Source organism: Pseudomonas sp. BCRC 81390, from assembly GCF_030341915.1.
In the GTDB taxonomy this organism is placed as follows: Bacteria; Pseudomonadota; Gammaproteobacteria; order Pseudomonadales; family Pseudomonadaceae; genus Aquipseudomonas.
Genome location: NZ_JATAAG010000007.1, coordinates 15,195 through 37,948 on the forward strand (window position 1 = coordinate 15,195; position 22,754 = coordinate 37,948).

The following is a 22,754-nucleotide window of genomic DNA, read 5'->3' on the forward strand; positions in this document are numbered from 1 at the left end:
CCCAATGGAACCTAAGAAACTGCACGCTGGTGACTCTGTCACCTGGGCGCGGGAGGCGGCTGCCTATCCCTCGGCCGATGGCTGGTCGCTGTGCTTCGCGTTGCGCGGGCCTGGCTCGCTGGATGTGGCCAGCGCTGACGGCGAGCCGTATCAGTTCCGCATGGCCTCGAGCGAAACCCGGGCATTGCCGCCCGGCCTCTATCACTGGGCCTGCTACGCGATTCGCGGCGATGACCGCGCGACGCTGGCCAGCGGCCGCATGGAGATCCTTGCCGACTTGATGCAGGCCGAGACCTTCGACGGTCGCAGCCATGCGCGCCGGACGCTCGATCTGATCGAGGCGGCTATCGAGAAGCGGATCCCCAAGGACCAGCAAGGTTACGAAATCGACGGCATGAAGCTCGAGCGGATCCCAATCGAGCGGCTCGAGGCGCTGCGCACCCGGTATCGCCGAGAGGTGGCCGCCGAGGGCCGGAGAGGCCAATCGCCATTCGGCCGAATTTCTCGTGTGAGGATGTGAAATGGGCTTTTTCAGCGACCTACTGAGGGTGCGAACGCGGCCCGTGCGGGTCCGCGAGGAGCCAACTCTCACCATGGAAAAGGCGCCAGGCGCAGGTGATGGCCAGCGCGCTTTCCAGATGGCCAGGCACACGCGGCTAACTCAAAGCTGGAGCAATCGCACCGGCTACGGTGACGCCAACCAAGAGATTTACGCCGACCATCAGTCATTGATGGCCCGGGCGCGCGAGCAGTCGATTAACAACGGCTATGCGAAGCGCTTTTACCGGCTGCTCAAGCAAAACGTCATCGGTTCGTTCGGCATTCAGATGATGTCGAAGGCCAAGACCCCGGGCGGCAAGCCGGATCGCGAGCGCCGTCGATTGATTGAAGGCGAGTTCTGGGAGTGGTGCGAGAAAGGAAACTGCGACGTTACTGGGACCTACTCGTTTTGGCAGTTCCAGCGCTTGTGGCTCGAGACGATGGCTCGAGACGGCGAGGTCATGGTTCGGATGGTGCGCAACTTCCCCAATCGCTGGGGGTTCGCCCTGCAGATCCTCGAGATCGACCGCCTCGATGTCACGCTCAACACCTGGCTAAGCAACGGCAATCAGATCCGCATGGGCGTCGAGCGCAATGCCTGGGAGGCGCCGGTCGCTTACTGGATGCTCAAATCGCACCCCGGGGACACCTACCAGACCCCCGCCGAAGACAAATACGAGCGGGTCTCGGCGACTGAGCTGCTGCACAGCTTCGACCCCTGGCGCCCGCATCAGGCGCGCGGGTTCACTTGGACCCATGCCGGAGCGTTGGACCTGCACCACCTTGGCGAGTATCGCAGCGCCGAGATGGTGGCCGCCGAGATGGGGGCCAAGATCACCGGCGTCTATGAGCAAAACGCCGAGGTTGTTGATGATCCCGGCGACGATGATGACGGCGAAATCGACGAGGTCATCGAGTCGGGCTCGAGCAAGCTGCTCCCCTACGGGGTGACATGGAAGCCCTACAACAACACGCACCCGTCGACCAACTTCGCACCCTTCACGAAATCGGGGCTGCGCGGCGTGTCGGCTGGCTGGGGGCCCAGTTACAACAAGCTCGCCCAAGACCTCGAGGGTGTGAATTTCTCCTCGCTGCGCTCCGGCGAGATCGATGAGCGTGATTTCTACAAGGACACGCAGCAATTCGTGATTACCGAGTTGCACAAGCGTGTCGGCAAGGCCTGGCTCGAGATGGCCCTGCTCAAGGGTGCCCTACGGCTGCCGCCTCGCGAGTTCAAGCTCTACAGCGAGATCGAATGGGCGCCCCGTGGCTGGGACTGGGTCGACCCGAGCAAGGACTCGAAAGCGGCTACCGAGTCCATCGGCAACCGCACGCGGACCCGGGGTTGGTACATCCGCGCCCAGGGCCTCGACCCCGACGAGGTATTCGTCGAAATGGCCGAGGAGGAGGCTCGCCTACGCGAGCTCGGCCTCTCGTTCCAAACGCCAGCACCTGGCACCGCCAAACCGGAAACCACTGATGACCAAGACGACGAAGACGGAGCCGGAGACGGCTGACCCGTCGATTTTGCTGCGCGAGCTCGGCGGCAAACCCCTGCACCGCTCCATGGCGGTCGACCATTCAACCCTGGACGTCGAGGCGCGCACCGTCGAGGTGGCGGTATCGAGCGAGTTTCCTGTCCGGCGCTATTTCGGCATGGAGATCCTCGATCACTCGCCCGAGTCGGTTGACCTGTCGCGTTTGAAAAACGGCGCGCCGCTGCTCGATATGCACGACCGCTGGACGCAGATCGGCGTCGTTGAGGACGCCTGGCTCGATGATGACCGCAAGCTGCGAGCTCGCGTGCGGTTCTCGAAGAACCCCAAGGCCGAGGAGGTGTGGCAGGACGTCGTCGACAAGATCCGCCAAAACATCTCGGTCGGCTACGACCCGAAGCTCATGCGCCTCGAGCGCACCGAGGGCGACCTCAAATTTTACCGCGTCACCAGTTGGGAGCCCTACGAGGTTTCCAGCGTATCCATACCGGCCGACCCGACTGTCGGGGTAGACCGTTCGCTCCCTGAGCACCCGCAACCGACTCTACCTGTTCAAGGAAATGAAATGTCCCAAGTAAATACCAACGGTAGCCCCGACGCCGCTGCGATCGAGGCCGCCGCGAGTCAGCGTGCCGCTGACATTTTCGCCCTGTGCCAGCGTCATAACGCAATGGGCATGGTTGGCGAAGCCCTGGCGGGCAATATGACCGTCGATCAAGTTCGCGCCAAGATCCTCGACGGTATCAATCCGATGCCGACCGCCCCGGCGCCGGAAAACTCGACCCGCAATGGTGAGCTGCCTCGCTTCGTCGACGTTTCTGCGCGTGGCCTGGGCCTGAGCAAAAAGGAGCAGGAAAGCTACTCGCTGTTGCGCGCCCTGAACGCGGCGGCCGACAACGACTGGAAGGATGCAGGCCTCGAGCGCGAGGTCTCCATCGCAATTGCCGATGCCAGCGGCAAGCCAGCGCGCGGGATTTATGTTCCGCATGACTTGGTGGCTGCTCGAGCCTATCGCGATGGCATGACCGCCACGGCGGGCGCAGGTGCTGAGCTGATCGCGACCGACCTGCGAACTGACCTGTTCGTCGACATGGTTCGCAACCGCGCGGTAATGGGTGCATTGGGCGCTCGCATCGTCGGCGGCCTGCGCGGCGATGTCGATATCCCGAAAAAGGTGGCAGGTGCCAATTTCTACTGGGTGGCCGAGAACGAGGCTCCGCCCCTGTCGAAAATGGACCTGACGACCCTGATGCTCAAGCCGAAAACCATTGCCGGTGCGATCCCGGTATCGCGTCGTCTGCGCAAGCAGTCGTCGATGAGCGTCGAGCAACTGATCGTTTCCGACCTGGTCAACGGTATCGCCATCGCCATCGACCTCGCGATGCTCTATGGCACCGGTCAGGACAACCAGCCGCTCGGCCTGTTCAACCAGCTCGGTATCCCGGCTCTGACCTACGGCGCTGGCGGGATCACCTTCGGCGATCTGATCGACATGGAAACCAAGGTCGCGACCTTCAACGCTGACAGCGGTGCGCTCAAGTACCTCACCAGCGTTCAAGAACGCGGCTACGCCAAAAAGACCAAGGAAGACCCGGACGGTGCCGACAGCACCAAGATTTGGGTTAGCAACGAGGTCAACGGCTGCCCGGCGCTGGCCTCGAATCAGGTCAAGCAAGGTGTGTGGGCGTTCGGCGACTGGTCGCAAGCCATGATCGGCATGTGGGGCGCCCTGGACCTCAAGCCGGACCCGTATGCGATGGCTGGCAGCGATGGCCTGGTCGTTCGCGTCTTCCAAGACGTAGACGCCGGTTTCCGCAACCTGTCGAGCTTCAGCATCAACAAAAAGGCCGCCTAAGCCTTTTCCCTTGGGGGCTCCGGCCCCCTTCAAATCGGAGTTCCGGCAATGACACAACTGACGGTAGCCCTCGGCTATGTCGTTTTCGTGCTGCATGAGTTCTGGCGACAGGGCGTCGACCGGCCAATCGAGGTCGGCATCTGCATCGAGGTGACTCGAGCAGAGCGTAATGCCCTGGTTTCTGGCCAGGTCGCCCGCGATGCAACCGATGCAGAGATCGCAGAGTTTCGGGGCTTGCCGCCCCCTGGTGATGAGGAGCCGCTCGATGGAAACGAAGCCCTTGCCGCGCTGGCTGCGGCGAAAGCCCAACTCGCCACGGTGGCAGAAGCCGCGCAGGACCTCGAGGCGCAAGTCTCGAAGCTGCAGGCGGCCAATGGCGAGCTGACCAAGGAAGTCGGCGAGCTGCGCCTCGAGGTCGACAACCTCAAGGCGGCCAACGAGGTGCAGGCCAAGGCGCTCGCGGCGGCTCAAAAGGCGGCCACGGCTAAGGCCGCGAAATGATCGGCGACGACGACCTAGCGTCGTTTTTTGACCCGGAGGAGTTCGGGTGCAAGGTGCTGATCGTCGGCCCGGCCGGTACTCGCTCGGTTTGCGGCATGTGGGGCGACCCTGCTGCCTTCGGCCGCCTGCAGCGCCCCGGGGTGCCTAACGGCGCCGCCCACGCGCAGGTGCGTATGGCTGAGAAGGTCCTGCAACTGCCGAACGAGGACGTTCCCCAGGACTGGGCGCAGTGCCGGGTGGTCGACGATGGGGTCGAGTTCTCGATCACGCATGTCGCGCCCCACGGTCGGCTGCGCTCGCTGCTGACAATCGTTCCTTTCGGTGACCGCAAGGCGCGGTCGGGGGAGGTGACTGGTGGATGGCTTCCGCCTCGATCTGCAGGTTGACCAAGCAATAAGCCGCGTGCCCGAGATCCTCGACGGCCTGCAGCGGGATCTCGATCTCGCTGCAGCTCGGGCGACGCTGCGGGCCGGGCGGTGGCTGAGCCAGCACAGTACGCGAGAGATCGCGAAAGAGCTGCGCATCCGGCAAAGCCCCGTGCGGCACCGCTACCAGCTCCACACGCGCGCCAAGGGCAAGGAAGTCAAGATTTGGGTAGGCCTTGAGCCTATCGCGGTGCATTACCTGGGCGAGCCCAAGGAAACCGCGAGCGGCGTGTCGGTTGGCCATCGCAAATACGACGACGCATTCATCGCTGACAACCGGGGCGGAAAGCAGCTCGTGTGGATCCGCAAGGGCCGCCAGCGGCTGCCGATCAAGGTCGTCACCGAGGATTGGGAGGGCCCGGCATTGAGCGTGCTCGAGCGCTGGGAAAAGCGCGCCATGGAGCGTTTCGTCGAGTTTTTTGAGGAGGAGGCGCGCAATGTCATCGCGAAAGCTAGATAGCCCGTCTGACCTGTATTTTGCCGTGGGTGACGCGATTGTCGCCCTCGGCCTGGGGCTGGATGTCGGCAACTACAACGAGTTCGCTGGCGAGGTGCTTGGCGACGGTACGATCCTCATCGAGATCGAGAGCACAAAGCGCGTGGCGCGCTCTGCAGAGGGCCGGATCGGCCACCGTGTGCGCGTCACGCTGCATGCTGTGGTTGGTGGTTGGCGTGAAAACTCCAACCTTGAGGCCTGCAACCTGGCGTCGATTCTCGCGGCCCGGGCCGACGACTCGCGCTGGGGGCTCCCGGGGCGGCAATGCGGCCTGCCGGAGGACATCACGACCAGCCCGAGCATGTACTCGGAAGGGCACAAGGGTTACGAGGCCTGGTGCGTAAGTTTCTGGCAGACGATCTACACCGGGCCCTCGCTCCTCGAGGAGGATCCGGCAGTAACCGGCATGCCGCTCTATGCCATGCGCTGGCAGGTGCCGAGCATCGACGACCCGGCGAATTACCGGCCGCTCGCCGAGCTCGTTGCAGCGCCTGGGGGTGGCTGATGTTCGCGCAGATGCTGCAGCCGTTCATTGATCGGATCATGGAAGTCGAGCGGCATGTCGAGGACCTGCAGCGGCGTGCCGACGGCATCGTCCGCCGTGGCGTCTGCGCCTCGGTCGATACCGGTGCCGGTAAGTGCGTGGTGACCCATGGGGAGCTGACAACGCCGCCCATTCAGTACATGCACCCCAGCGCGGGCGAGCAGAGCGAAACGCGGCACCCTTCGGTGGGTGAGCATTGCGTCCTGCTCAACTTCGGCGGCGGGGAAAACGGCACGCTTTACGTCGCGCTGTTCGGCCTGCCGAGCGGGGCCTTTCCGATGACCTCCTCGCAGGCCGAGGTGACCAAGCGGGTGCATAAGGACGGCACCTCGAGCAGCTACGACGACTCCTCGAGCGAGTTCTCGTGGAAAAACGGGCCGCTCTCGGTCACGGCGAACCGCGACGGCCTGGTCGTCATGCTCGGGCCTATCGGGTTCAAGCTCGACGCAACCGGCTTCGACCATGTCGGCGGCCTCCTCACTCACAACAAGGTCAACGTCGGGTTTGACCACTTGCACGCCAATACCCAGCCACGAGAAGGCGCGGTATCTGGCCCGCCAGCGGGGGCCCCATGATCGGCATCGACAGAGACACCGGGGCGACGGTCGACGACTGGCCCCAATTCGTGCAGCGCGCAACCCGGGCGCTTACCACGCCCCTCGGGACGCGCCAGAAACGCCCGCTCTACGGCTCAACACTGCCGACGCTACTGTCGCGCAACCTGGGCGATAGCGTGCTGATGCTCGCCCAGGTGGGCGCGGTCGAGGCGTTCGTCAACGAGGCCAACGGCATCGCCGATTTCGAGCCTGACACCGTGCTCGCCGAGCGCTACGGCAACGGGCTCAAGCTGCGGCTGTCCGGCGTGTGGCATAACCGGAAAATGACCTTCGAGGTGACGACATGAGCGCAATGCTTATCCCTGGGCTCAACCAACTGTCGGACCCGGAAATCGTCAAGGTCGAGACCTTCGAGACGCTGCTCGCTGAGCTCAAGGCCGACACCGTGGCTTATATCGCTGCGCGGGATCCGGCCAAGGCGGCCCGAGTCAAGCAGTCGCTCGAGAACGATAGCGAGCTGCTGACCGCTGCGCTGCAGGCGATGACAGTTCGCCTGCAGACGCATGAGCGCCGGTACAACGCCAGAATCAAGCAGATGCTCGCGTGGTGGGCAGAGGGCTCGAATCTGGACGCGCGCCTGGCCGACATGGGTCTTACGCGCCGAGTCGTCAAGGAAGGCGACCCGAAAGCGTTCCCGCCTATTCCTGACGAGAAAGAGTCGGACGACGACGCGAGGATCCGCTATTACCTGGCGCCGCACGCTCCGGCCGCTGGGTCGCGCCTGCAGTACCGGCGCGAGGGCATGACCCTCGGGGAGCGGGCCGAGGTGACGGTCGAGGCGCCGGAGAGTGGGAAAGTGGTCGTGACGTACACCTTCGCCCAGGACGGCAACGCGGCCAAGGTCAAGGACGCCAACGGGCGCTGGACGGCCCCGGGGCAGGTGCTGGTCACGATCCTCGGCCGCGATGGCGACGGCACCCCGTCTGCGGCTTTGCTCTCGGCGGTGCGCAAGCATTTCGCTCGGCCTGACGTTCGGCCGGAGACGGACCTCGTCACCGTCCAGGGCGCGACCATTCGCCCCTACAAGATCCGGGCTATCGCGTACATTCGCAACGGCCCCGACACGGGGCTCACCAAGTCGGCGGCTGAGAAGGCGGGCAAGACCTACGCCGACGAGCGCCATGTCCTCGAGGGCTACATCGACCCGGCCCGTATCAGCCATGAGATTTTTGGCGTCGGCGCCGAGCGGGTGCAGTTGCTCGAGCCCCTGCAGGTGATTGAGTGCGGCTCGGGCGAGGCGCCCTATTGCACGGGCGTATCGGTGGAGGTCAAGACGCTATGACCGAGACGGTGACGCCGCCCAATAGATCCTTGCTCGAGGCGGCGCTCGATCTCGCAACCGGCGAGGTCATCGAGAGGATTGTCCCGCCGTTTCCTGCCCTGATGGACCCCATGGCCACGCCGGTCGAGTTCCTGCCGTACCTGGCCGCTGATCGCGGCGTCACGGACTGGGACCCGGCCGCACCAGTGAGCGAGCGGCGCCTTACCACCGCCCTCGCCTGGGGGATCAAGCGCCAGGCTGGCACGCGGACTGCTCTGCTGCAGGCTGTCGAGTCGATGGAGCTCGGCGCCAAGTCGATTAGCTGGTACGAGCAGAGGCCGCGCGGTGAGCCTTATAGCTTTGTCCTCGAGGCCACGGTCAACCGGCCTTGGATCCTGAGCGACTTCCCGCGCCTGTGGCGCCGCGTGAACGACGCCAAGAGCGAGCGCGACACGCTCGAGCTGCAGCTCATCACCGAGACCAGCGGACCCCTGGGGGTCGCTGGTGCGGTCAATCAGCCGGTTTCCATCTCGGACCTGAGCCTAACCGGGCGCCTCCCTGAGTACATGCTCTATGCCCCTGCCGCTATGGCTGGCGGCGTCGACGTACCGGTCGCGGTGAGCGACCTCGATCTCGCGGGCGTTCTGCCTGAGAACGAGATTTTCGGCTCGGTCGGCTCGGCAGGCGGCGTTGGTGAGCCGTTGGCGATGGGTGACCTTGACCTTGCGGGCGTGCTGCCCGAGAGCGAGCTGCGGGGCTCGCTATACAGCCGGGGCACGGCTCGAACCTTAATCATCGACGATCACGACCTAAAGGCTGCTGAATGACTGATATCTCTCGCGTGGTGCGCTACACCAGCAAGGGCTTGGCCGAGCTTGTCTCGGCAAAAAACCAAGGGCTCAAGGGCGCCGTCACCCATATCGGGGCCGGTACCGCGAGTTACAACCCGCCAGCGGACGGGAGCCAGGTGGCTCTAAAGGCGGAAAAGCAACGTGTCGCGATCTCGGATTACGAGGACCTCGGCGCAGGCTCCCTGCGCATGGTCGGGGTGTTCCGGGGCGATCTGGAGTATCAGGTCGGCGAGTACGGATTCTATCTCGAGTCCGGCACGCTGCTCGCGGTCTACTCGGTCGCTGGCCAGTTGCTCAACTACAAGGCCGCCACGGCGGTCATGGCGCAAAAGTTCACGCTTGACCTGACGCCGCTGCCGACCGACAGCGTGACGGTCGAGGTCGGTGAGGCCAACCTCAATATCCTCATGGCCGACGAAATCGCCACGCTGGCCACGGCCAACATCGACAACATGGCGCGGCACCTCGGCATGCTGTGGCGGGTGATGGAGCTCGAGGCGAAATGAATGGCCCACTTCTGGAAATGATCGAGGGGACATCCTTCGCGTTCGAGCTGCTGTGGGCCGATGAGCTGGGAGAGCCAATTGACCTCACGGGGTGCGTTGCGCGTTTTGTGATTTGCCCTGCAGTGAGTAGCCGCGCGCTGGTGAGCTGCAGTAGCGGCGACGGCTCGGTCGTCCTGGGCGGCCCTGCCGGGACCATCGCGGTAACCGTGGCGCCTGAGCGCACGGCGGGCCTCTACAGCGACAGTTGGAAGGGCGCCCGCTACGAGCTCCGCGTCGAGTTTGCCGGTGGAGAGGTCTCGAGTCTGCTGCGGGGGGCCGTCTCCATGGAGGCGGCTTTGACGCATTGAGCGGCTCGCAGCGGGTAGTGGTCACGCGCTCGGTCGCGCGGGTCATTACGGTGCGTCTGCCCGGCCGCGTCGTCACGGTTCGCCAGGCGGGCCCGCCTCGGGTAACGGTCGTTTCCTTCGGCCTGCAGGGGCCTCCCGGGGCGCTTTCTGACGAGGTGCAGCTCCGGTTGCTGCGGGCAGAGCAGAGCGCCGAGGCGGCGCTGCAGGTGGCCACGGTAGCGAGCAACACGGTCGCTTCCCTGATGGCAGACCTGCAGAGTTCTTTCACCCATTACGCGGGCGCCATCGCGGCGCAGGAGGGCTAGCCCATGGCATTAAGTGAGGTGCTTAGCACGCTCATCGAGTCGGCCAATAGCCTGATGGGGGCCATCGACGGCAAGCTGCGCAACAAGGCAGACAAGTCGCAGGTTTACACCCGCGAGGAGATCGACGACTCGACCCGCACACTCGGCGCGAACGCCGCTACGGCCTCGCGCTTAAAGATCGCGCGAACGATAACCCTCGACGGCCAGGCGCAGGGCACGGTCGGTTTCGACGGTTCTGGCAACGTGGTTATGCAGGTCACGGTGCCGGGCCTGGCTGGCAAGGCCAACGCTGCAGAGGTGGTGACTCCGGCCCAGCTCGACGCCCGGCTAAATGACTTGATTGGTGCGGCGCCGGAGGCGCTCAACCAGCTCGAGGAGTTCGCCCGGGCATTGAACAATGACCCGGATTTCGCGAAAACAATGTTGACTAAGTTGGACGCTAAGGCCGACAAGTCAACTACTTACACAATTGTTCAGGCTGACGGTAAGTTTCTGCTCAAAACCGCGCAGGCGGCAGACGCGGCAAAGTTAGGTGGGAACTTACCCTCTTACTATGCCCCGGTTGCCTCGGTAACTGCCTTGGAGCAATCAACGGCTGACGCCCTGAGCCGCTTAGCTGACGCATTCAAAAGCGGCACGGCAAAAATCAATAGCATAGGAACTTGATAGATGAGTTTGGAAACTACTATCGCCTCCCTGGTCGCGGCTGCGAACGCTTTGACCAACGAGGTATCCGGCAAAATCGCGGATATCAACAAAAAGGTACTGGCGGCAACTGATGCTGTTCCGGCGCTGGTTCGCGCGCTGTCGACGCAAAACTACTATATCGACGCAGTTGATGGCGATGATGCTAACGCTGGCACTCTCGCCAAGCCTTTGAAAACGGCGGCAGCGGCGTCGGCCAAGGCTGTGAGCGGATCGGTAGTGACCTTGGCTTTCAAGGCCAGGCAGAACCATACGGTCAATTTCTACTTGGCATCTGGTCGCTTCGTTATTACCTCTTACGGTCATACTGATATCAAGGATCCGAACGACCGCCCGACCCTTCGCGCAGCCCTGGGCAACGTCGATGATCTCGGCTATCAGACGATGGCGGGTCCTGCCGTTTCGTCCGGGCAGATGTACATGACCGGCGTAAACCTGATCTGTGATGTTGATACAAACCTGCCGCTTGCGACCAATAGCTCGTTTATTCGATATTTGAACTCTCATATGTCGATCATGATGTATTGGTGCGACATTACACTCGGCAATATTCCATTTGCTGCGATGTATACCGGATATTCGGCGCGCGATATTTTCCTCGCGTCGGTGAATATCAAGGCTAAGGCCGGTTACGAGGCTTCGGCGAAAATGCTCTTGAATCGAAACCAGACTAACCCTGCGGTTCGATTTGAAGCGCATGCGGTAAGTCTCTCTGGAATCACTGGTGGCTGGGCTCAATTGATGCCCGCTAAAAGCGGTGACAACTACCTGACTAACTTGGCTTTGTGAGGTTCTCATGATTAAGAAAGTGCATTTCAACGGCGCGGACTATTACAACGTGCCGCTTGATGGTGGAGATCTCGGCATTCCGGTCGAGGTGCTGGTCGCTGCGATCAACGAGCAGGCCTGGGGCCTGATCCGCGAGGAGCGCGACCGTCGAATCGCGGTCACTGACTACACGCAGATGCCTGACTCGCCATTCACCGAGGCCGTGCGCCAAGAGTTCGCGACTTACCGCCAGGCGCTGCGCGACATCCCGCAAACCTTCGTCAAGCCTGACGAGGTCGACTGGCCAGTCCTGCCGGTTCCTGGCATCGAGTAACCCTCCGCTGCTCCCGAAAAGCCCCCGCCTTGGGGGCTTTCGCGTTTCTAAGGATCAAGAATGTTTGAAGCAATGAAGGTGGGCGCCCTGCGCGCCCTGGTGGTGCTATTCGCGGTGCTGCAGTGGTCGGTGCTGCTGGTGGCTCGCGTCGCGGCAATCGCCCTGGGGCTGCCTGTGGTGGCCGTGGCGGTGCTGTCACCTGTGCCCGGGCTGTCGGTGAGCGATGGCCGCGAAATCCTCAACCTGCGCCGCTGGGCGTGGCTGTGGGGCAATGACTTCGACGGCCTCGACGGCGACAAGCGCGGCTGGTGGGCCGACAACTGCGACGGCCTGGTGCTGTTCGGCCTGCTGCCGCTGCTGCGGCGCGTAGGGCTGCCGGTGCCTCGCGTGCCGGTGACCAGTTGGCTCGCGCGATTCTGGTGGGCTGCAGTGCGCAACCCGGCGAACAACATGCGCCAACTGGCGCTGTTCAGTTGCCCGGTGAGCGAGTGCGAGCTCGCATACCTCGGGCAGCCGCTGGTCGAGGACAAGCCCGGCAAGGGCGGTTGGCAATTCGTCGTGGCGCGTCGCTACGGCGGGAGCAACCTGTGGTGCGGTTTCTACCTCGTGCGCGAGCTGACGGCTACGCGCGCTTTCGTGATCCGGCTGGGCTTCAAGATCCGGCCCGAACATCAGGGCTCCGGTGAGCCCGCCAAGGGGCTGACGTTCAAGCTCAACCCCTGGAAACAAATCTGACCTTCCCCTCATTCCCGGGCCGCTGACGCGGCCTTTTTTGTGCCCGGAGAGAGCATGTCTCGAAAAAATTACACCGTCCTGATCGGCTACCCAGCGGGTGGCGGTCATTGGACCGAGCAAGGCCAGCAGGTCGAGCTGTTGGATGTTCAGGCATTCGCTCTGGTGCAGGCCGGTCGCCTGCGCCTGACCGCTGACATCGAGGCCGAGGCGGCCGCCGCCGCCTCTGCAGAAACCACCAAGGCCGCCAAGGTCACCAAAGTCGCCGCTGAAAAAGGAGCCGAATAATGTCCGAGGCAGTCAATTTCGAGCATAACGGCATCAGCGTAAACGCCAGCGAGCCGCCTGATGCAATGGGCGCCCTGGGCGACAACGTGATCGGCCTGGTCGGCACCGCGCCCAAGCGCTCGGTAAAGATCCCGCTCAACGCCCCATTCCGTATCAGCAACCCGACCCAAGCGCAGTTGCTGGACACTGTCGGGACCGAGTCGGGCTCGCTGTATCAGGTCGTGCGCCAGATCCTGCTGATGGTTCAGGTGCCGATTTATGTGGTCGTGGTCGAGGAGGGCACCACGCCTGCCATCACTCAAGCCAACGTGATCGGCGGCGTCGATGCCACTACCGGCCAGAAAAAGGGCCTGATGGCGCTCAAGGGTGCGCAGGAAGACCTCACCATCATCGGCGCCCCGGGTTTCAGCGGCGTCAAGGCTGTCGCCACTGAGCTCGCGGCCCTGGGCAAAAAGATCCGGGCTCGCCCGGTGCTGGACGGCATCGACGGCACCGTCGCCGCGCAGATCACCTACGGCGCCAGCCTGGGCAACGCGGATACCGGTTTCGACCGCTGCCTGCTGGTTCACCAGATGGCGGCCGTTTACTCCAAGGCGGCGCTGGCCAATGTGTTTCTGCCGCCTTCGGCGCTGGCCATCGCCGCGCTGGCCAAGGTCAAGCAGTGGGAGAGCCCGGGCAACCAAGGCACCGCTGCGCAGGATGTCGCGCGTACTGTCGAGTACAACATCCTCGACAAGACGACCGAGGGTGACCTGCTCAACCGCAACGGCATTTGCTACTACGCGCGCACCAGCCTCGGCGGGTTCTCGCTCATCGGCAACCGCTCGGTAACTGGCAAGTTCATCAGTTACGTCGGCCTCGAGGACGCCATCGTCCGCAAGCTGGTCAAGGCCTCGCAAGAGGCGATGTCGAAGAACCTGACCAAGTCCTTCATGGACCAGCGTATCGACCAGATCAACAACTGGCTGCAGACGCTGGTGGCGTCCGAGACCATTCCGGGCGGTAAGGTCTACCTGCATCCCGACCTCAATAGCGTCGCCAACTACACCAACGGCACCTGGTACATCGTTATCGATTACGGCCGTTACGCGCCCAACGAGCACATGGTTTACATGCTCAACGCAAGCAACGAAATCGTTGAAGAATTCATGGAAGGGGTCCTCTAAATGTTTACCAACCGTACCCGGCAGCTTATCGCGGCCACTCTGCAGGGCCTGCCGCTGCATCTCACCATCGAGAGTTTCCAGGCGCCTGACGTCGAGCTCGACATGGAGGAGCACAAGGGCGGCCGGTTCATCGCCGAGGAGATGGCCAAGGGCGGTAAGGTGCTCAATGCGAAGCTGATCCTGCAGGGCATCGGCGCCCCGGTGCTGATGGCGCTGGGCAGCGTTCGCGACATCAACCTCAACGTGCGCGAGTCGGGCAAGGACCAAGACGACAACCCGTGGTGGACCTACCACACCGTGCAGGGCAAGTTTAAGTCGCTCAAGGAAACGACTCTCGAGATGGGCAAAAAGCCTGTCACCGAGCTCGAGATTTCGTGCCGCACTTACACCCGCCTCGAAAACGGCATTCTCGTCGCCGACATCGACGCCCGCACGCAGAAATTCATGCTCAACGGCGAGGACATCCTCGCGGACGCGCGGCGCCTGGTGCTGCTGCCCTAGTCCTGAGCCTCTCCCTCGATAGCCGCCTTTCCGGGCGGCTTTTTTTTGACCGCAAGGAATCCCGCAATGTCTTGGAATGCCCCAGTTCACAAAATGCTGAGCCCTGTTCAGAACGGCGACGAGCTGATCGAGCAAATCGAATTCAAGCCTTTCACCCACGGCGAGCATCAGGCCGCCTTGGCCAAGGCTGGCAAGGACGAAGACGAGCGTTATGAGGCGCTCGCCCAGTTGGTAACCGGCCTCCCGCTCGAGGTCATCGAGGGCTTTAGCCGCCCTGACTATGTGAGCGTGAGCGAGTGGATCAACAAATGGGTTTGGAGCACCAGCGCCGACCTGCTCGGGCTCGTCGAGCGTGACGAGGAGGGCAACGTGATCGAGGAGCGAGGCCACGACGGCTATGTCGTGCCGCTGCTGATTCCGGTGACCCTGCCAACCAGCGAGGTCATGACCGAGGTGACGCTGCGCATGCCTGAGCTGCGCGCCACCAAGGCCATGAAAAAGCAGAAGACCGACCGCGACAAGTCGCGCTTTATCACTGCGCACTGCGCCGGGCTGATGTTGCCCGATGTCCTGTTGCTGTCCTGCCCCGACTGGAACCGCCTGCAGGTGCTGGTGGGCAATTTTTTGAACAAACCGGCGGCCTATTTTCAGAGCGCGACATCGAAGTAATCCTTGATGTCGTGCCCCTCGTGTACCCCCTACCCGAGTCGGAAATTCTGGAATGGACCGCTTCCAAGGCGATGCGTCGATACGACATATCGGTCGCGCGCCTTGGGCTGAAAAAGGAGTAGCGCCGTGGCTGAGTCGAAATATTCGATGCGCCTGGTCGCGCTTGATGGGTTCTCGTCGACCTTCGGTGACTTCAAGAAAAAGCAGAAGGGCCTCGAGGAGTCCCTCAAGGGGCACCAAGCCGAGCTGCGCAAACTCAACGCCCAGGCTAAGGACATGGCGGGCCTGACCAAGCTGCGCGAGGAGCTCAAGCGCGACGAGGAGGCGCTCAAGAAAGCCCGGGAGGAGCAGGCCAGGCTGACGCGGGAGCAGGAGCAGGCCAAGGCCAAGGCCGCCGAGCTGTCCTCGGCATATGGCCGCGCTGCCGCCGCGACGAAGTCGCTCGAGGAGTCGTCCAAGGCCAGCAAGGCGCAGGTGGCCGCCGCTAGATCCGAGCAGAACCGCCTCGGCAAAGAGCTCGACCTTGTAACTGCCTCGATGCGCAAGCTGGACACCCAGCAAGACAAGGCGACAGCGGGGGCCAATGCGCTCGAGCGCGTGGTCCGGCGCGAGCGTGACGAGCTGACGCGCCTGGATGCCTCGTTGACCAAGGCCGGGGTAGATACCTCGAAGCTGACGGCCGAGCAGAATCGTCTCAAGGCGGCAACCGAGTCGGTTAATGCTGCGCTGCAGGGCCAGCGGGCCAAGCTGGACGCTGTGAGCGCTGCGCAGAAGCGCGTCGACGCCAACAAGGCGGCCCGGGCGGACCTGCGCGGGCAGGTGGCCGAGACGGCCGCCCTCGGCTACTTGGCGAGCCGTCCGGTCGACAAGGCGATGCAGCTTGAAACGGCCATGGCCGACGTTGGCAAGGTCATCAACTTCGAGGGCAACCAGCGCGAGGAAATGGCCGCCGCGAACCTGCGAATGGCAAGCGACCGGCTGATCGCGTCGTCGGGCATGACGGCCGTTGACCTGGCCAAGATCGAATACGCGGCCGGGCAGTCGGGCATTGGCAACGACGAGAAAACGTCGGAGGGTAAGCAGGCCCGGGTAATGGAGTTCACCCGCGACGCGGCGATCATGGGTTCGGCCTTTGACATCGACGCGCAGACGGCGGGCGAGACCATGGCGGGTTGGAAAGCCTCGATGAGGCTCGACCGCACGCAAACGCTCGACCTCGCTGACTCGGTCAACTACCTCGGCAACAACTTCAACGCCAAGGCCGCCGATATCGCGGCGGTCGTCAAGCGTTTCGGCGCTGTGGGCTCGGCTTCGGGCTTGACGCCTGAGCAAACCGCCGCCCTGTCGACCGCGCTGCTCAACCCGGGCACCGAGAAAGAGATCGCGGGCACGGGCTTCAAGAACTTCACCAGCGCGCTTGTTGCTGGTAAGTCGGCGACGAAGGGGGAAAAAGCGCAGTGGAAAGAGCTCGGGTTTGACCCGGAGGAGCTCGCCCGGGACATGCAAACCAATGCCCCGGCCACAATCATGCAGGTGCTCAAGGTCATTCGTGACCAGCCGCGAGAGGAGCAGGCGGCCATTGCGACGACGCTTTTCGGCTCTGAGTCGATTGGCGCCATCCAGCCGCTGCTTGAAAACCTCGAGCCGCTCGAGCAGGCATTCGGCCTGGTGGCTGACAAAACGAAATACGCGACCTCTGCCCTCGGCGAGCAAGCCTCGATGATGCAGGAAGCGGCAGGCGTGGCGAATACCTCGCGCACCGGCTGGAACGCCTTCACGGCTCGCCTGACGCGCCTGAGCACCATCGTCGGTACGGCCATGCTGCCGGTGCTGAATGCGGTGCTGATGCCGCTGGGTGCGCTTGTCGACGGCCTGAGTTGGGCGGCCGAGACCTTCCCGAACCTGACCGGCACGCTCGCGGTCGCTGCAGGCGGTATCGCCGCGCTGAATGTCGGCGCCTTGGGCTTGAAATTCGTGGGCCTGCTGTTCGGGCAGACGTTCAACCGCGCGGGCCTGGCCAAAGCAAAAATGGACCTGACTACGGCGCAGACGGCCACCTCGGCCACTGGTGCCCTGGTGCGGCTGAATGGGGCCCTTGATGGGCTGGGCAAGGGTGGGGGCCTCGAGGGCCGGAAGGCTCGCAGAAGGGGTCGCCGTGGCGGCCGGGCGTCTGCTGAGGGTCCTGCGGCAGTCCATGGCGCGAACGCTGCCAAGGCGGCCAAGGTGGCGGCCGATGGCGCTGCAGCGGCGAAGGTAGCGGCCGAGGGCGCAGGCGCTGCAAAAGGCGTTGGCGGCGCTCTGGCCGGGGCTAAGTCCGTGGCCGGTACGGCGGCGAAATTCGTCGGCAAGGCAGCGGTGCCTCTGGTCCTGGCGACCTCTGGTGTGCAGGTGGTGCAGGGCCTTGTCGAGGGCGATGCCAGCGCGGTCGCCTCTGGCGTCGGCGCTGCAGGCGGCGGCATGGCCGGTGCCTGGGCTGGTGGCGCTGCAGGTGCTGCAATTGGGTCGGTTGTGCCGATCATCGGGACCGCCATCGGCGGGGCCATTGGTGCAGCCCTCGGCGGATACTTCGGCAGCGAGGCGGGCTCCGCGCTGGGCGAGGGTATCGTCAACCTGTTCGAGGGCTCCGGCGACAAGGGCGAGGATGGCAAGGACGCTCCTGCGGCGGCCGCCAAGCCGCTGTCGGCCACGGCGCCAGGCGCGCCCGGCGCCAGCGGGCAGGACGGCAAGGCGGCGCCTGCAGTGGCCGCCCAGTCGCTGTCGGCCACGGTGCCAGGCGCGCCCGGCGCCAGCGGGCAGGACGGCAAGGCGGCGCCTGCAGTGGCCGCCCAGTCGCTGTCGGTCACGGCGCCAGGCGCACCCGGCGCCAGCGGCAAGGACGGCAAGGAAGGGCCTGCGGTGGCCGCCAAGGCGCTGTCAGCCTCGCTGCCGGGCGCTGCAGGGGCCGGCGGCAAGGACGGCCAGGAAGGGCCTGCGGCGGCTGCCAAGGCGCTGTCGGTCTCGCTGCCGGGCGCTGCGGTGGCCAGTGGCAAGGATGGCAAGGACGCGCCAGCGGCCTCTGTGGCGACGTTGTCGGTCTCGGCGCAGGTTGCCCAGGTCTCGGCCGAGCGCGTGCGAGAGGGCGCGCAGAAGGCCCTCGATGCCGCGTCGCCGGCAGAGGGTCGGGTAGATCCTCGATTGAGCCCTGGCGCCCTAGAGGCGGCTCCCCGGCTGGCGTCTCCGGCGCAGGTCGGTCGGGAGGTGGTGGCGGCCGTTGCTGCGGTCGTTTCACCGCCCCCGCCGCCCCCGCCGCCGCCAGTTTTCCCGCCGATCCATATCGAGATCAACGGCCAAGACCAAGCGACCGCGCAGGCGCTGGTCGACAAGGTGATGCAGCGTCTCAAGTCCGAGATTATGCCGATGTTCAACCCGCTGACCGCCCGCTCGGGCGCGATGCTTACTGATGGGGTTAGCTAATGCGCCAGCAAATGGCGCTCGGGCAGTTCATTTTTGGGCTTTCCACCGGCTTTCCGTATGAGCGCCTTTCGCGCTCATCGGATGGCGGGTGGGTGAGCCTGGACATCATCTCGAGCAAGCCGAAATCGCACAATTCTGGCCAAGGCCTGCAGCAGCTCCGGCTTTCCGGCAAGGCTGCGCGCGGCCCTGGCATGGTCAAGCTCGACGAGCTTCGCGCCCTGCAGTCCGCGCGGGTGCCTTATGTGCTTGTCGATGGCATCGGCCGCAATTGGGGGCGATGGCGGATTGACAAGATCGAGGAGGGGCAGAGCCACGTTATCGACGACGGTACGGCGATGCTCATCGAGTGGACTATCGAGCTGCAGGAGTTCGTCAATGCGTAGGGTCCGGTCAATTGCCGGTGACACGGTCAACGTTCTGCTTTATCGCACCCTTGGCCGGTCGGATGACGAGGCCGAGGAGGCGCTATGGGCGATCAATCCGGGGTTGGCTGAGCACGGGCCGGTGCTACCGGCCGGGGTGCAGGTGGCCATGCCTGAGCTGGCAGTCAAGCCGACCGCCGCCAAGCCGGTTTCGGTGTGGGAATAAGGGGGATTTATGAGCCTGGGCTACACGCCTCAAGTCGAGGTTTACGGCGCCAACGCGGATCTAATCAACGCCCGGTTGATTGATTGGGAGCGCGTCGACGCGGCGGGTATCGAGTCGGATCGGCTGCATCTGACGGTCGACATGAAAGGCCTTGAGGATAGCCTGCCGTCTTTCGGTGGAAACATCGGGATTCGCGTCGGCTACAAGGAATCCGGCCTCGTCGACCGTGGCGAGTACAAGGTCACGCGGCGCACGCCTCACCTGTTCCCGCCGAGGATGCTGATTATCGCCACGGCGGCGCCATTCAAGGTCGCCGACGAGACCGAGTTCAAGGCCAGGCGCTCGGCGAGCTACGGGCCGACCACACTGGGCGCGATCTTTCGGCAGTTGGCCAGTCGGCACGGGTTTTCGCCCAGGGTTTCGCCTGAGCTGGACAGCCTCGAGGTCGCGCACCTTGACCAGTCGAATGAAACGGACATGGCGTTTTTGACCCGGATCGCGCGGCAGTACGACGCTGTCGCCAAGCCGATCAACGAGCTCTATGTCCTCGCCAGGCGCGGCCAAGTCAAGACGCTGTCGGGCAAGGCGCTCGCGCCGGTGACGTTGTCGGTGACCACGAATAACAGGCCGGACGATGCCTCGTTTATCAACGCCTCGGTTGACGATGATGCGCGCGTCAAGTTCAAGGGCTGCCGCACCGTCTGGTGGGACGGCGAGTCCGGCAAGGAATGCGTCGTCGAGACCGGTGGCGCGCCCTTCGAGAGGGTTCGCCAGCGGCATCCCGACGAGGCGTCGGCCAAGGCTGCCGGAGAGGGTCGCCTGCGCCAGCTCGAGCGCGAGGCGCTCAAGGTGCGGATCGATGCCCCCGGCAATCCGGCATTCGAGGCCGAGGGCCTGGTCGTGCTCGATGACTCGTGGCCTGCCTACATGCGAGGCAGTTGGTCGGTCGACCGCGTGACCGAGTCGGGCAGTCGGCAGCAATCCTATCGAGCGGTAATCGAGGCCAGCCTCCCGGCTAGCTGACCCCTGCAGGCGCAACAAAAAGCCCCACTGCCTAACGGCGGTGGGGCCTTTTTTCGTTTCTGGCTATCGCTCGAACAATGCTGCGGGCATCGCGGGAGGCGAGGAGGTGGCGCGCTCGAGGCGGGGAAGTCCGGCCAGGTCCTGCGCGCGAGCCAGGCGCTCGACGACCTTGTGCGCGTTGCCGTTGGCCGCTACCCAGGCGCCGTCGCGCTCGAGCCAGGCGCTCGCCGGGGCGCCGTTCTTGTACCGGCACGCCCCCCATTTGCTGCCGTCGATCTTGTCCGTGGAGCAGTCGACCTGCAGGCCTGCGCGGTCGTGGGCCCGCTCGAGCGCGTTGGCGTCCTTGTTGCGTAGGTCGCTGACGCCCAGGGCGACGATGGCGACGACGGCGGCGCCGATGGCGAGGGGCTTTGCTTTCATGCTGCGCGGATCTCCTTTTCGTGGGCCGCGCAGGGTAACAAAAAGCCCGCCATGGTGGCGGGCTCGTGGACTTTTCTACAGGGGGTTGCGTTTACTCCTCCTCGTCGCGCCCTTGCGCTTCTTCCTGCTCCTGCAGGCAGGAGCTGGCGTGCTCAAACCACGCGTCCTCGCACGGGAATTCATAGCGGTCGCAGTGGGGGCAGGCGGCATAGAAATCGTTGCTCATCGGCGTTTCTCCTGTTGGGCTTGGGCGTTCTTGTAGGAACGATAAAGGACGATAGCCACGACGCAGATCGCGGTAAATAGCATGCCGAGGACCTTCTCGGCGCCGCTCGAGGATTCCTGGCTCATCGGCGGGCCCTCGTGCTGCGCCCCGTGGGTGCGGCCTTGATCTCGCGCTCGAGCCAGGCGAGCAGCTCGCCTTGTGCGTGCTGGCTGCCGACCTTCGGCATCCTCGAGGGGATGGCGCGAATGTAGTCGGCCAGGTTGCGGAACTCGGCGTTGCAGCTCGCGAGCTGGTGGTCCTTGAGCGCGTTGTCCACGCTCGCGGTGCGCAGCTGCTCGAGCACGGGGCTCATCATTTCGGCGACCTTACCGGCGATCTCGGCGGCGCGCGGGTTTACCGGCTCCACCTGGGCGAGATAGTGGTCGATCATGGCGATATCGCGGAAGTCTTCGCCAAGCCACTCGGCGAGCTCTTGGGCAAAGTCCTCGATCATTTCGGCGTGTGTGCTCATTTGGCAGGCTCCCCCAAGGCTTTCTTGAGTCCCTCGGCGATGCAGGGGGAGGCTATTTCTCCGGCGTACTGGTCGACCAACTTCCTGTAGTCGGGCTTGTTGATCTGACTTAGGGGCAAAGCGAGCAGCATGGTATAGTCCGATTTGGACATGGTCTCACCTCTCTAGGGTTTTGCTGTGTTCAGCCCGGCACGGTTGCCGCCGTGTCCGGGCGTCTCCTTTCTGCTGCAGCGATCAATCGAGGCAGCCAAGGTTCTTTAGTCGGCGGGTTAGTTCCTGTACGTCTGGAATCTCTTGCACCCCGTCACCCGCCGCGTATTTCTTGAAAAGGTCCTCCATCGCTTCCATGAGCAGGGCTTTGTGGGTCGCTCTGCTCGGCGACAGGTTGCCGATTTCGTTGAGGCCCTGCTGATACATGGCGGGGCCTTTGAAGTAAATGCGCTCCTCCTTTTCCTCGGTTAGGGCCTTTGTTGCGCGGATGTCACCGGCACGCTTGTCGGCTGGTGGCGGAAGGCTGATAGCGCCTTTTTTCATCCTAAAATCTCCAAAATTTCGCGGCCAATCGCTTCGATTTCGAGGCGCGCGTCGTGGTCTGGTGGTAGGTCCATGGCGCTTTTGCCGACGCTGGCCACCTCGGTATAGGCGACTCGAATATGCGTGCGGCTGTCCATGAGGGGGAGCTCATAGCTCTCGAGTGACTCTGCAACGTCTCGGGCCATAACGGTGTTCACAATCGCTTGCGAGACGAGAATGCGGGCCGCTGGCTTGCCATCGGTGAGCTGCTGGCGCTCCCGCACAAGCCCGGCAGTGTTGATGCCTGCCCATACGTCAAAGCCGCTTGGGCGAATAGGGATGATGACCAGCTCGCTGACCTTGATGGCGTCAACCGTCACGGCGTCGGTGATCGGCTGCCCGTCAATGATGACGTAGTCGAATCCGTTCGAGACGCTGCGCAGGTCGCGCTGCAGCTTCTTCATTACGATAACGGCAATCTCGCCCGGGCCGTTGTTCTCGTGAATAAAGTTTGACCATGTAGAGGCCGAGGCCTGGGGGTCATGGTCTACGATTAGGACTCGCTTACCCAGGCGGGCCAGGTAGGAGGCAACGTTCGTTGCGCCGGTCGACTTGCCAGCGCCGCCTTTCTCGCACAGGAACGCAAAAACTCTTGCTGCCATGGTGGTGCTCCTCGGTGAGTACGCGCCAAGTCTATGCGCAAAAACGTAAAAGCGCAAATACGTTTTTACGTCTATAGCGGATGCCAGCGCAGTCGACCTAATAAACAGTGCCTGCCGCTAGGCGGGCGTCCTTTCTCCTTTCCTTATCTACCCGCGCAGATAGCGGGCTGCAGGGCTCTATTGCGCCCGCCTTGGGCAGCCTGGTCCTTTCGTGTATGGCGCTGCGGCGCGGTCGTGTGTGGCTCCTCTGGCTGGCGCATGCTGCTATCCACTCGATTATGGCTTTGAGCTATCAAGGCCACCATTGAAAGTAGGGCTGTATGTGTATGCAGTGCGTCCATGCACTAAATGCCCTCCTACGCATACACATCCACCCATATATATTCATACACTCGCAGCCCTCCTTATGGCAGGGCCTCGTGTGTATGCACATTTCCGCATTCTATACTGT

33 protein-coding genes are annotated in these 22,754 nt (G+C 63.6%); 26 read left to right on the forward strand and 7 right to left on the reverse strand.

Translation table 11 applies throughout. The annotated features are described in order from the left end of the window. The first annotated feature begins 4 nt into the window (after positions 1 to 4). The 26 genes from QSV36_RS03530 (at position 5) to QSV36_RS03655 (ending at position 19,971) form a co-directional block, all read left to right on the forward strand. A complete protein-coding gene (locus QSV36_RS03530) occupies positions 5 to 520 on the forward strand; it encodes a hypothetical protein (RefSeq protein WP_289129903.1) in 516 nt (171 codons plus the stop codon). A 73-nt stretch (positions 521 to 593) separates the two neighbouring features. Beyond that, a complete protein-coding gene (locus QSV36_RS03535) occupies positions 594 to 2,057 on the forward strand; it encodes a phage portal protein (RefSeq protein WP_289129906.1) in 1,464 nt (487 codons plus the stop codon). Beyond that, complete coding sequence (locus QSV36_RS03540; RefSeq protein WP_289129908.1) at positions 2,020 to 3,891, forward strand: phage major capsid protein; 1,872 nt, start codon at positions 2,020 to 2,022, stop codon at positions 3,889 to 3,891. Before QSV36_RS03535 ends, QSV36_RS03540 begins: the two co-directional genes overlap by 38 nt. 48 nt (positions 3,892 to 3,939) lie before the next feature. Beyond that, positions 3,940 to 4,392 carry a hypothetical protein gene (locus QSV36_RS03545; RefSeq protein WP_289129911.1) on the forward strand — a complete coding sequence of 151 codons (453 nt, stop codon included), beginning with the start codon at positions 3,940 to 3,942 and terminating at the stop codon, positions 4,390 to 4,392. Next, entirely contained in the window at positions 4,389 to 4,778 is a 390-nt protein-coding gene (locus QSV36_RS03550) for a hypothetical protein (protein WP_289129914.1), read from the forward strand. The genes QSV36_RS03545 and QSV36_RS03550 overlap by 4 nt, the downstream gene beginning before the upstream one ends. Then, positions 4,747 to 5,277, forward strand: coding sequence for a phage tail protein (locus tag QSV36_RS03555; protein WP_289129915.1), 531 nt, complete (start codon positions 4,747 to 4,749; stop codon positions 5,275 to 5,277). The genes QSV36_RS03550 and QSV36_RS03555 overlap by 32 nt, the downstream gene beginning before the upstream one ends. Then, positions 5,255 to 5,818 (forward strand): hypothetical protein, encoded by a 564-nt coding sequence (locus QSV36_RS03560; RefSeq protein ID WP_289129917.1) that lies wholly within the window; start codon positions 5,255 to 5,257, stop codon positions 5,816 to 5,818. Before QSV36_RS03555 ends, QSV36_RS03560 begins: the two co-directional genes overlap by 23 nt. Beyond that, positions 5,818 to 6,432 carry a phage baseplate assembly protein V gene (locus QSV36_RS03565; protein WP_289129919.1) on the forward strand — a complete coding sequence of 205 codons (615 nt, stop codon included), beginning with the start codon at positions 5,818 to 5,820 and terminating at the stop codon, positions 6,430 to 6,432. Before QSV36_RS03560 ends, QSV36_RS03565 begins: the two co-directional genes overlap by 1 nt. Next, positions 6,429 to 6,761: a GPW/gp25 family protein gene (locus QSV36_RS03570; RefSeq protein ID WP_289129920.1), complete on the forward strand. Its 333-nt coding sequence runs from the start codon at positions 6,429 to 6,431 to the stop codon at positions 6,759 to 6,761. The genes QSV36_RS03565 and QSV36_RS03570 overlap by 4 nt, the downstream gene beginning before the upstream one ends. Next, complete coding sequence (locus QSV36_RS03575) at positions 6,758 to 7,756, forward strand: baseplate J/gp47 family protein (RefSeq protein WP_289129922.1); 999 nt, start codon at positions 6,758 to 6,760, stop codon at positions 7,754 to 7,756. The genes QSV36_RS03570 and QSV36_RS03575 overlap by 4 nt, the downstream gene beginning before the upstream one ends. Then, the gene (locus QSV36_RS03580; RefSeq protein WP_289129924.1) at positions 7,753 to 8,562 is read left to right on the forward strand and encodes a phage tail protein I; all 810 of its coding nucleotides are present in this window, start codon (positions 7,753 to 7,755) and stop codon (positions 8,560 to 8,562) included. The genes QSV36_RS03575 and QSV36_RS03580 overlap by 4 nt, the downstream gene beginning before the upstream one ends. Then, positions 8,559 to 9,092: a hypothetical protein gene (locus tag QSV36_RS03585; RefSeq protein ID WP_289129926.1), complete on the forward strand. Its 534-nt coding sequence runs from the start codon at positions 8,559 to 8,561 to the stop codon at positions 9,090 to 9,092. The genes QSV36_RS03580 and QSV36_RS03585 overlap by 4 nt, the downstream gene beginning before the upstream one ends. Continuing rightward, positions 9,089 to 9,439: a hypothetical protein gene (locus tag QSV36_RS03590; protein WP_289129929.1), complete on the forward strand. Its 351-nt coding sequence runs from the start codon at positions 9,089 to 9,091 to the stop codon at positions 9,437 to 9,439. The genes QSV36_RS03585 and QSV36_RS03590 overlap by 4 nt, the downstream gene beginning before the upstream one ends. Then, the gene (locus QSV36_RS03595; protein WP_289129930.1) at positions 9,436 to 9,744 is read left to right on the forward strand and encodes a hypothetical protein; all 309 of its coding nucleotides are present in this window, start codon (positions 9,436 to 9,438) and stop codon (positions 9,742 to 9,744) included. The genes QSV36_RS03590 and QSV36_RS03595 overlap by 4 nt, the downstream gene beginning before the upstream one ends. 3 nt (positions 9,745 to 9,747) lie before the next feature. Further along, positions 9,748 to 10,410, forward strand: coding sequence for a hypothetical protein (locus tag QSV36_RS03600; protein ID WP_289129931.1), 663 nt, complete (start codon positions 9,748 to 9,750; stop codon positions 10,408 to 10,410). Between the two features lie 3 nt (positions 10,411 to 10,413). Next, on the forward strand, positions 10,414 to 11,238 hold the full coding sequence (locus QSV36_RS03605) for a hypothetical protein (protein WP_289129932.1): 825 nt from the start codon (positions 10,414 to 10,416) through the stop codon (positions 11,236 to 11,238). 7 nt (positions 11,239 to 11,245) lie between these two features. Next, a complete protein-coding gene (locus QSV36_RS03610) occupies positions 11,246 to 11,551 on the forward strand; it encodes a tail fiber assembly protein (protein ID WP_289129935.1) in 306 nt (101 codons plus the stop codon). A gap of 60 nt (positions 11,552 to 11,611) precedes the next feature. Further along, complete coding sequence (locus QSV36_RS03615; protein ID WP_289129937.1) at positions 11,612 to 12,286, forward strand: DUF7338 family protein; 675 nt, start codon at positions 11,612 to 11,614, stop codon at positions 12,284 to 12,286. 54 nt (positions 12,287 to 12,340) lie between these two features. Then, complete coding sequence (locus tag QSV36_RS03620) at positions 12,341 to 12,571, forward strand: hypothetical protein (protein ID WP_289129938.1); 231 nt, start codon at positions 12,341 to 12,343, stop codon at positions 12,569 to 12,571. Next, complete coding sequence (locus QSV36_RS03625; protein ID WP_289129940.1) at positions 12,571 to 13,737, forward strand: phage tail sheath protein; 1,167 nt, start codon at positions 12,571 to 12,573, stop codon at positions 13,735 to 13,737. Before QSV36_RS03620 ends, QSV36_RS03625 begins: the two co-directional genes overlap by 1 nt. After that, on the forward strand, positions 13,738 to 14,238 hold the full coding sequence (locus tag QSV36_RS03630; protein WP_289129943.1) for a phage major tail tube protein: 501 nt from the start codon (positions 13,738 to 13,740) through the stop codon (positions 14,236 to 14,238). It abuts the gene before it with no gap. A gap of 66 nt (positions 14,239 to 14,304) precedes the next feature. Then, on the forward strand, positions 14,305 to 14,907 hold the full coding sequence (locus tag QSV36_RS03635; RefSeq protein ID WP_289129945.1) for a phage tail assembly protein: 603 nt from the start codon (positions 14,305 to 14,307) through the stop codon (positions 14,905 to 14,907). A gap of 126 nt (positions 14,908 to 15,033) precedes the next feature. After that, entirely contained in the window at positions 15,034 to 18,360 is a 3,327-nt protein-coding gene (locus QSV36_RS03640) for a phage tail tape measure protein (protein ID WP_289129947.1), read from the forward strand. Next, a complete protein-coding gene (locus tag QSV36_RS03645) occupies positions 18,360 to 18,743 on the forward strand; it encodes a phage tail protein (protein WP_289129949.1) in 384 nt (127 codons plus the stop codon). The genes QSV36_RS03640 and QSV36_RS03645 overlap by 1 nt, the downstream gene beginning before the upstream one ends. Next, positions 18,736 to 18,948, forward strand: coding sequence for a tail protein X (locus QSV36_RS03650; protein WP_289129952.1), 213 nt, complete (start codon positions 18,736 to 18,738; stop codon positions 18,946 to 18,948). The genes QSV36_RS03645 and QSV36_RS03650 overlap by 8 nt, the downstream gene beginning before the upstream one ends. 9 nt (positions 18,949 to 18,957) lie before the next feature. After that, on the forward strand, positions 18,958 to 19,971 hold the full coding sequence (locus QSV36_RS03655; protein ID WP_289129955.1) for a contractile injection system protein, VgrG/Pvc8 family: 1,014 nt from the start codon (positions 18,958 to 18,960) through the stop codon (positions 19,969 to 19,971). Between the two features lie 63 nt (positions 19,972 to 20,034). Here the strand turns inward: QSV36_RS03655 and QSV36_RS03660 are convergent, their stop codons facing one another. From QSV36_RS03660 to parA, 7 genes are all read right to left on the reverse strand, one after another. Continuing rightward, positions 20,035 to 20,391, reverse strand: coding sequence for a hypothetical protein (locus tag QSV36_RS03660; RefSeq protein ID WP_289129956.1), 357 nt, complete (start codon positions 20,389 to 20,391; stop codon positions 20,035 to 20,037). A 91-nt stretch (positions 20,392 to 20,482) separates the two neighbouring features. After that, positions 20,483 to 20,617 (reverse strand): hypothetical protein, encoded by a 135-nt coding sequence (locus QSV36_RS03665; protein WP_289129958.1) that lies wholly within the window; start codon positions 20,615 to 20,617, stop codon positions 20,483 to 20,485. Then, the gene (locus tag QSV36_RS03670) at positions 20,614 to 20,742 is read right to left on the reverse strand and encodes a hypothetical protein (RefSeq protein ID WP_289129959.1); all 129 of its coding nucleotides are present in this window, start codon (positions 20,740 to 20,742) and stop codon (positions 20,614 to 20,616) included. Before QSV36_RS03670 ends, QSV36_RS03665 begins: the two co-directional genes overlap by 4 nt. Continuing rightward, positions 20,739 to 21,128 carry a hypothetical protein gene (locus tag QSV36_RS03675; RefSeq protein ID WP_289129961.1) on the reverse strand — a complete coding sequence of 130 codons (390 nt, stop codon included), beginning with the start codon at positions 21,126 to 21,128 and terminating at the stop codon, positions 20,739 to 20,741. Before QSV36_RS03675 ends, QSV36_RS03670 begins: the two co-directional genes overlap by 4 nt. Further along, positions 21,125 to 21,280, reverse strand: a complete 156-nt coding sequence (locus QSV36_RS03680) for a hypothetical protein (protein WP_289129963.1) — start codon at positions 21,278 to 21,280, stop codon at positions 21,125 to 21,127. Before QSV36_RS03680 ends, QSV36_RS03675 begins: the two co-directional genes overlap by 4 nt. 82 nt (positions 21,281 to 21,362) lie before the next feature. Continuing rightward, complete coding sequence (locus QSV36_RS03685) at positions 21,363 to 21,662, reverse strand: hypothetical protein (protein WP_289129964.1); 300 nt, start codon at positions 21,660 to 21,662, stop codon at positions 21,363 to 21,365. Beyond that, the gene (gene parA, locus QSV36_RS03690; RefSeq protein WP_289129966.1) at positions 21,659 to 22,303 is read right to left on the reverse strand and encodes a ParA family partition ATPase; all 645 of its coding nucleotides are present in this window, start codon (positions 22,301 to 22,303) and stop codon (positions 21,659 to 21,661) included. The genes QSV36_RS03685 and parA overlap by 4 nt, the downstream gene beginning before the upstream one ends. Positions 22,304 to 22,754: the final 451 nt, after the last annotated feature.